This is a genomic window from Candidatus Vampirococcus lugosii, assembly GCF_018420025.1.
In the GTDB taxonomy this organism is placed as follows: domain Bacteria; phylum Patescibacteriota; class Gracilibacteria; order Absconditabacterales; family Absconditicoccaceae; genus Vampirococcus; species Vampirococcus lugosii.
In genome coordinates this window covers 19,730-27,919 of sequence record NZ_JAEDAM010000002.1, presented here as the reverse complement: position 1 = coordinate 27,919, position 8,190 = coordinate 19,730, and the positions used below count along the sequence as shown (strand labels likewise).

The 8,190-nt window shown below is 21.4% G+C and carries 7 protein-coding genes; all 7 read right to left on the bottom strand.

Features of this window, described 5'->3' with window-relative positions; all coding sequences use genetic code 25:
• Positions 1-276: 276 nt before the first annotated feature.
• The 7 genes from VAMP_RS00490 to VAMP_RS00460 all read right to left on the bottom strand — a co-directional run bounded on the left by VAMP_RS00490 (position 277) and on the right by VAMP_RS00460 (position 8,160).
• The gene (locus VAMP_RS00490) at positions 277-828 is read right to left on the bottom strand and encodes a hypothetical protein (protein ID WP_213348099.1); all 552 of its coding nucleotides are present in this window, start codon (positions 826-828) and stop codon (positions 277-279) included.
• Between the two features lie 23 nt (positions 829-851).
• The gene (gene eno / locus VAMP_RS00485) at positions 852-2,108 is read right to left on the bottom strand and encodes a phosphopyruvate hydratase (protein WP_213348097.1); all 1,257 of its coding nucleotides are present in this window, start codon (positions 2,106-2,108) and stop codon (positions 852-854) included.
• A 97-nt stretch (positions 2,109-2,205) separates the two neighbouring features.
• Positions 2,206-3,771: a SulP family inorganic anion transporter gene (locus VAMP_RS00480; protein WP_244831473.1), complete on the bottom strand. Its 1,566-nt coding sequence runs from the start codon at positions 3,769-3,771 to the stop codon at positions 2,206-2,208.
• A 60-nt stretch (positions 3,772-3,831) separates the two neighbouring features.
• A complete protein-coding gene (locus VAMP_RS00475; protein WP_213348095.1) occupies positions 3,832-4,854 on the bottom strand; it encodes a DNA methyltransferase in 1,023 nt (340 codons plus the stop codon).
• A gap of 103 nt (positions 4,855-4,957) precedes the next feature.
• Positions 4,958-6,244, bottom strand: a complete 1,287-nt coding sequence (locus VAMP_RS00470) for a S41 family peptidase (protein WP_213348093.1) — start codon at positions 6,242-6,244, stop codon at positions 4,958-4,960.
• 47 nt (positions 6,245-6,291) lie between these two features.
• Positions 6,292-6,639: a YraN family protein gene (locus tag VAMP_RS00465; RefSeq protein WP_213348091.1), complete on the bottom strand. Its 348-nt coding sequence runs from the start codon at positions 6,637-6,639 to the stop codon at positions 6,292-6,294.
• Between the two features lie 30 nt (positions 6,640-6,669).
• On the bottom strand, positions 6,670-8,160 hold the full coding sequence (locus tag VAMP_RS00460; protein WP_213348089.1) for a lytic transglycosylase domain-containing protein: 1,491 nt from the start codon (positions 8,158-8,160) through the stop codon (positions 6,670-6,672).
• Positions 8,161-8,190 lie beyond the last annotated feature (30 nt).

The window sequence follows — 8,190 nt, the reverse complement described above, 5'->3', positions numbered from 1 at the left end:
TTAAACAAGGATTTAGAATAATATAAAAATATTTTTATGTACTACATAAATTTTATAATCTTATTTTAAATAATTTAAATTTTTTTCTTGAAGCTCATTTATTTATTCTACTTTATTTATATGTATATTATCTATTTTAAAACAAACTTTACTTATATTTTTTAATTTAGTTAATAATGTATTTAATGTATATTCTTGTAATAAATCTTTAACTTTTAATCTAAAATCTTAAAATAAATCAACTATTCCCTTTATTTATCAAAAATATATTTTTTTCTACTTCAATACTCTTGCCCTTGCATTTTTTGCATACTGTTCATCTTTATCAAACCAACCTAAATAAGTACCATTATAATCAAAATCAATTATTTTTCAATTTTTTATTATAATGCTAATTAAATTATCAGAAATAGAATCTATCTTGATTTCTGAATAACATCAATTTAATATATCATTTTCTTCACAAATATGTATTTCTTTAATTTTACTTTTTAAATAAGAATCTTCTTTATTTAAAACTCAAAAATGTTTTAAGTTAGTATCTAAATTAGTTTCTCATTCTTTTAATTCACAACCATAGTCCCCTATTGTAAAAGAAAATTGACATTCTTCCCATAACATTTTTTTAATAATATCAAGATTAGATTTATCCAACATTAATATATTATTTACAGATTCAATCATTTTATCTGTAATACTTATTTCTAAATCATCTTCTTTAAAAAAAATAAAAGGAATTTCTTTATCAAACAAATTTATAAAAATCTTACAATTACCAATTCAATAATTATCCCAATTTATTTTATTTAAAATTTCTTCTTTTGTCATAATATTTTAGTTAATAATTGAAGTTAATTTCAATATTTAGATTTGGATCAAAGTTCTTCTTCTATTCTCAATAATTGATTATATTTAGCAATTCTATCTGTTCTAGATAAAGATCATGTTTTTATATATCAAGAATTAACAGCAACAGAAAGATCAGCAATAAAAGTATCTTCTGTTTCTCAAGATCTATGAGATATAATACAAGACATTCAAGATTTATAAGCCATATTTATAGCATTTAATGTTTCTGAAACAGTTCATATTTGATTAAGTTTGATCAATATACTATTTGCAAGTCATTGTTCTATTCAAGTTTTTAATCTATTTATGTTTGTAACAAAAAGATCATCTCATACTAATTTAATTTTATCTCAAATAGAATTATTAAGATCTTTCCATCATTGAAAATCATCTTCGTCCATTCAATCTTCTATAGAAATGATAGGATATTTATTTATTAAATTTTCATAGTAATTTACTAATCATTTACTATCTAATTCTATTCCTTCTCATTTTAATTTATAAATTCCATCATAATAAAATTCTGAAGCAGCAACATCCAAAGCTATTTTTATATTTTCTGTATTATATCAAGCTTTATTTATAGCTTGTATTATTACTTCTAATGCATTTTCATTTGATTCCAAATTTGGTGCATATCATCATTCATCTCAAACTCAAGTGCTAAGTCATTTTTCATTCAATATTTTTTTCAAATTATGAAAAACTTCTGCTCACATTCTTATAGCTTCTTTTATATTATCAGCTCATACAGGTACAATCATAAATTCTTGTATATCAAGATTATTATTTGAATGAGAACCTCAATTTATAATATTCATAAGAGGAATAGGTAAAACTTTTCATTTTCAATTTGATATAAATTCAAATAATTTTTTATCTTCCTGTTTAGCACAAGCACAAACAAAAGCCATAGAAACTCATAATATAGCATTTGCTCATAATTTATTTTTATTTTCTGTTCAATCTAAATCTATCAAAAAATTATCTAATTCTTCAAAATTTATAAATTCTTTATTTAATAATTCTTTTTTGATAATATTATTTATATTTGATACTGCATTTAATACTCATTTTCATAAATATCTATTTTTATCATTGTCTCTAAGTTCAAGAGCTTCATGTATTCAAGTAGATGCTCAAGATGGAACTATAGCTTTTCACAAATATTTATTTGATAATTCAATATCTACTTCTACAGTAGGATTTCACCTAGAATCCAAAACTTCACGAGATAACAAATTTGTTATTTTGTACATTGTATAAATTAATTTAATTAATAATAAAGTTTACTTATACTAATAAATTATTATTTAAATTCAAGTATAAATTATTTTTTTTATAAAATAGCAAAAATTAAATATTAGCAACTTTATATTTAGGATCTTCATAAATATTTACATCAATTATTTCATCTGCATCTTTAATCATTTGTTTACAGTCATTTGACAAATGTTTCAAATGTAGTATTTTTCATTTTTTCCTATATCTACTTGTTAAATTATTTATAGCTTCAATCGCTGAATGATCCATAACTCTTGATTTAGCAAAATCTATTATTATTTCATTAGTATCTTTTTCCAAATCAAATAAGCAATTAAATCTTTCTACAGATGCAAAAAATAATGGTCAATCTAATTCATAATGTGTAATTAATTTATTATCAATATATCTATTTGCTTCAATATGTGTTGATTTTTGCCAAGCAAAAACTAATGCTGATATTACCACTCAAATAACAACTGCCAAAGCTAGATCATGAGTATAAACAGTAATAAGAGTAGTCAAAATTATAACAAAACTATCTGCTATAGGTATTTTATTTAACATTTTTAATGTTGGCCAAGCAAATGTTCATATAACAACCATAAACATTAATCAAACTAATGAGGCTATAGGTATTAAATTAATAAATGGAACAGCAAATAAAATCAACATCATTAATACTAAAGATGCAGTAATTCATGATATTCTTCACCTTCATCAATTTTTTACATTAATAACAGATTGTCCAACCATAGCACATCAAGCTACTCATCAAAAAAATCAAGATATTATATTTGCAAGTCATTGTCATTTTACTTCTTTATTTGATTTTCATCTACTATCTGTAAGATCATCTACTAATCATAATGTCATAAGAGTTTCAATAGTTCATACTGCAAAAAGCATTAATGATACTGGTAAAGTTACATACAACATTTTCCAAATAGAATCTTGTATTTCAGGAATATTAAAACTTGGAAGTGATCAAACAAGCGAATCAAAACCATTTTCAATTAAATATGAATATATAGTTCTAGTATCATCAAATCAAGGTATCAAAAAAACTATTAATGTTACAACAATTATAGCAACTAATTCAGATGGAACTGATTTAGTAATTTTGGGTAAAAAATAAATAATAAACATAGTCAATAAAACCAAAAATATCATAATAATAGCATCATATCAAGCTATCCATTCTCAATCTATTTTGAAATGTTTAATTTGTGCCAAAAATATTAATATTGCCAAACCATTCAAAAATCACAACATAACAGTATAAGGAATTAATCTAAACAATTTTCCTCATCATAAAAATCAAAATATAATTTGAATTACTCACATTAAAATAACTGCTAAATACAGATATTCTATTCAATAACTTGAAAGCAATGAACCCATAATTAAAGCCAATGCTCATGTAAAAGCAGATATCATAGCTGGTCTTCATCCAAAAATAGCAGTAATAAGTCCTATTATAAAAGAAGTATGTAATCATATTATAGGATTAATTCATACTACAAAAGAAAATGCAATTGATTCTGGAATTAATGCAAGAGCAACTGTTATTCAAGATAATATATCTTTTTTTAATTGTGATTTATCAGCAAATTCATTAAATACTCATTTATTTTTTAAATAATTTAACAAAAACATAAAATAATTGTATTAAAAACATATAAAATAATAAATTTTATTTTAATTAATTTAAATTATTTATTCAAAAATAATAAATTTTCTTCAAACAAGTTGTTTTTTTCTGTGATAAATAGTTTTTGGTACAAAAAATTTTTGTCATAAGTTTTTTATATGAAAAGATAATTCTGTTTCCAAAAAATTTGAGTCTGACTCCAAATAATATGGAAATGTAATACATAAATTTATATTATTTTTTCACCAAAAAGCTATTACATTATCAAAAAATCTTTTGTAAAGTTCCAATACTTTTTTTTGATTATTTATATATTCATGTTTTTTAGTTTTTCTACTTACCAAAGGTCATAAGAATCATTCTGATACTATAACATTTACATTTTTAAGAAAAGATTTTTTAAACAAATCATTTACATCATGTTTATATAATGTAAATTTTTTATCATTATTTACAAAATTCGTTTCATTTCGCCATTTAAGATTTTTTTTGACAGAACTTATATTTATATCACTTCAAATAAAATTATATCACAATCAATTAGCTACAAATCATGTAGTACCAAAACCAACAAAAGGATCATAAATAGATAAATTATTTACAAAATTATCAGAAGAAAAAATTCATAAATTTATCATAAGATGAGTTAACTTACTAGGCATCATACCAACATTCATACCACTTATACTTTTATCATAATCAATATTTGAATATAAATCAATATTTTGATATCATTTTACTAAACAACATTTTCAATCAAAATTTAAAATTTCTATTCATTTATTTTTTATCTCCAAATCCGTATTTTGTAATCAAATTATTTTATATCTTTTTATTCAATATTTTTTTTTAATATAATTAGCAAAATCAAGATTATTAGTTCATAGAATTACTTTTGGATCAAAAACAAATTCATTTTCATTTATAAGTTTTCAATATTTAACTATACCAGACAATTTTGATAAAAAATCATAATTATCAGTTTCAAAAAAAGCTACATTTCAAACAATTTTAAGATTACTAGGATTTAGAATATTTAATTCTATTTTTGATAATTCTATATTCTTTCAAAAAACAACAAAATACATAAAAAATTTAGTTAAAATTTAAGTTTATAATATTACAAATATATTATATATCCATAACATTTATTTAAATATAAATAAAAATTATTTATTTTTTAATAAAAATTTAATTTCAAATCATTTCTTTCAAAACATCTAATGCTTTTTGTAATTGAGTATCAGTATTTTCTTCTTGATACAGTTCAACATCTAAATCAATTTCATAATCAGGTTCTAATCATTCTTTATCTACAGTTTTTCCAGATGGTGTGTACCAAGCTCAAATAGTATATTTTAATGAAGAGTTATCATCAAAATCATTTAATGTTTGTATAGATCATTTACCAAAAGTTTTATTTCAAACTAATTTAGCACCTATTCATTCTCTCAAAGCGGCCGCAATTATTTCAGATGCAGATGCAGATAATTCATCTACCAAAACTACTACTGGCAAATTTTGTAAATCCATATAACCATAAGAAGTATAATCTTCAGATGGCAAATCTTTATATTTTGTTTTGACAACAGTTTCTCATTCAGGAAGAAAATAAGATGCAATACTAACTGCCATCGGCAAAAATCATCAACCATTTCATCTAAGATCTACAACAATTCAATCAATATTACTATTTTCAAAATTTTTAATAACTTCTTTCAATGCTTTTTCTGTATCTTCACCAAATATAGATATTTTAATATATCATACATCATATCAATTTTCAGTCTTAATATCTCATCTTACAGATGGAACATTTACTTCATCTCTTATTACTTCAAGATCTATAAATTCTCTATCTCAATCAATAGTTCTAAGAATTCTTAAATTTACTTCAGTTCATTTTGGACCACGAATATTTTCTACCGCTTCAGATAAACTAAGATCTTTTGTTGGCTCTCAATTTATCTCCAAAATAATATCCATAGGTTTCATACCAGAATTGAATGCAGGTGCTCATTGAATTACTTCTTCAATAAGAACTCAATCTTGTCTTTTACTTACTACTGCTCAAATTCATTCAAAATCTTGTGATCATTCAAGTCATTCTTGAAAAGATTTGTTTTGATCTTCAGGAAGATAAACACTATATGGATCTCATGTTGCTTCAACAAATGATTTAATAGCTGATTCCATCATTTTATCATAATCCAAATCTTCTTGATAATAATATTTATCATCTAATATATCCCAAATTTCTTTAAATCTTTCATAATTTTCATTTGAATTTATATCAACATTATTTTTATAACTTTTATCTTTATCATATCAAATATTTATTTGTGATAATCTAGTTTTAATATCTTTTATCATATCATTAGTACCAATAAGCATACTAGTTTCTCAATTTAAATTATTTGAGTAAACATAATAAAATCATAAAAAAGTTGCTCAAAATCAAAATATAATTCACAACATAAATATATATATTTTTTTCGTTCTTTTCATTTATTATTTAATTATTGTTAAATTCATATATTATCATAGATTTCATAAATTTCATTTTTTTTAACAAAAACTACATCCAAACTATAATCAATATTTGTTATATCAAATTTGTATAGATATATGTTTATAGTTTTTATTAAAAAATTCAACTTCTTTTTAGTAATATAATCAAATAAGTCATTAATTCAATCAATATTTTTAACTTCAATAAATTTTAAAGATCAAACTTTAGAAAAGATTAAATCTAATTCTCATCATTTAACCGTAAAATTTTGTTCTATAAATTTAAATCAATTATTTATATAATAATTTTTAACTATTTCTTCAGAAAAATATCATTTATTTTTTTTTGATATATTTGACATAAATAATTTATTTTTATATTAAATAAACAATTAAGTTTTAGATGTTAATTTATTTTTTGAACCAATTACTTTTGAATAATAATTTTCTCATTCTTTATTATTTATATAATTTCTCCAATTAGTTCAATATTTTTTCAAAAGTCTAGAAATATTTCATTGACCTCTATTGTATGCAGTAAAAACTATATCATGAATATCAAATTCTCAATTTGAATAATTAGCAAATTTTCTATACAAAAAAGCAATATATTGAATTCATCTTTCTATATTTTCCTCAGGATTAAATGGATTTGTAGTTTCATCAAAAATATAATCATATTTATCTTTTGAATCAACAGAATCTTTTCACATATAAATATATTTTGTAGTTTGAGCAATTCATATAACTCAAGTATGAGACTTATTATAAATATGATATTTTGATTCCAAATAAATTAATCAATAAAACAAATCTTTTACTTCAGATAAATCCAAATTTTCGGGGAAAATTCAAGATTTTTCTTCAAAAAAATTTGATATATAATTTCTATAATTTTCATAATTTTCATTACTATATTCAGTAAAATTATGAATTCTTTTAATTTTCAATCAATCTATAATATTTCAAAGTCATCTTTCATTCACTAACTGCAAAAATTCATCTCAAGTTAAACTAGAAAAATACTGTCTACTAATATCTAGTCTATACAATGTCGCCATATAATCAAACAAATCCACAATATTCATATCAGATACCATATCATAATCTATATATTTATTAAGATCATTACAAATTGATAAAATATATTTTCTTATTTCATATAGATCATATATAGTTTTTATATTATCCAACTCATGTTCTAACTTATATTTTAATTTTTCAACATATAAATCATCTTTTACATAAATTTTATTATTTTCATTTTTCATATAACTTATTGTTGCATTCATAGAAGATATAAGTCACTCAACTTTTTCTTGATCCAAATAGATTCATTTTTCCATACTATAATATTTATTGTAAAAATCAATATCAAAATCTTCATTTATGATATCTCCAATATATCAATCAAAATCTTTTTTGAAAAAAACAACATCTCAAGGTCTTATAAATCTATTTGAATCTTTAAATTTTAAATGTCCTCAAGAATCTATTATCAATCAGTTTATAGTCAAAAATCTTTTTACAAAATCTTTATCAGTATAAGAATATCAAAAATTGGAAGCAATGGATCAAAGTCAATCACCTTGTGATAATTCATAAAAATCAAAATCATATATTGATATATCTTCAAATTTGTTTGTTTCTATTTCTGATTTATCTAGCTTAAAAACATTTCATTTAAATTTATATTTTCATACATTATTAATACTTATTTCTTCTTGCAAATCATCTAAATTACAAAACAAACAAGACAAACTATCACTAGTTTGCGATATTACATCATCTTTTCAAAAGAAATTATTATTTTCATTATCAACTCAACAAGCTCAAATACTTAATGGCAATACAGTTAAAATTGAATTAATTTTTTTTCACATAAAAAAATTAAATAAAATATAAAAATATTT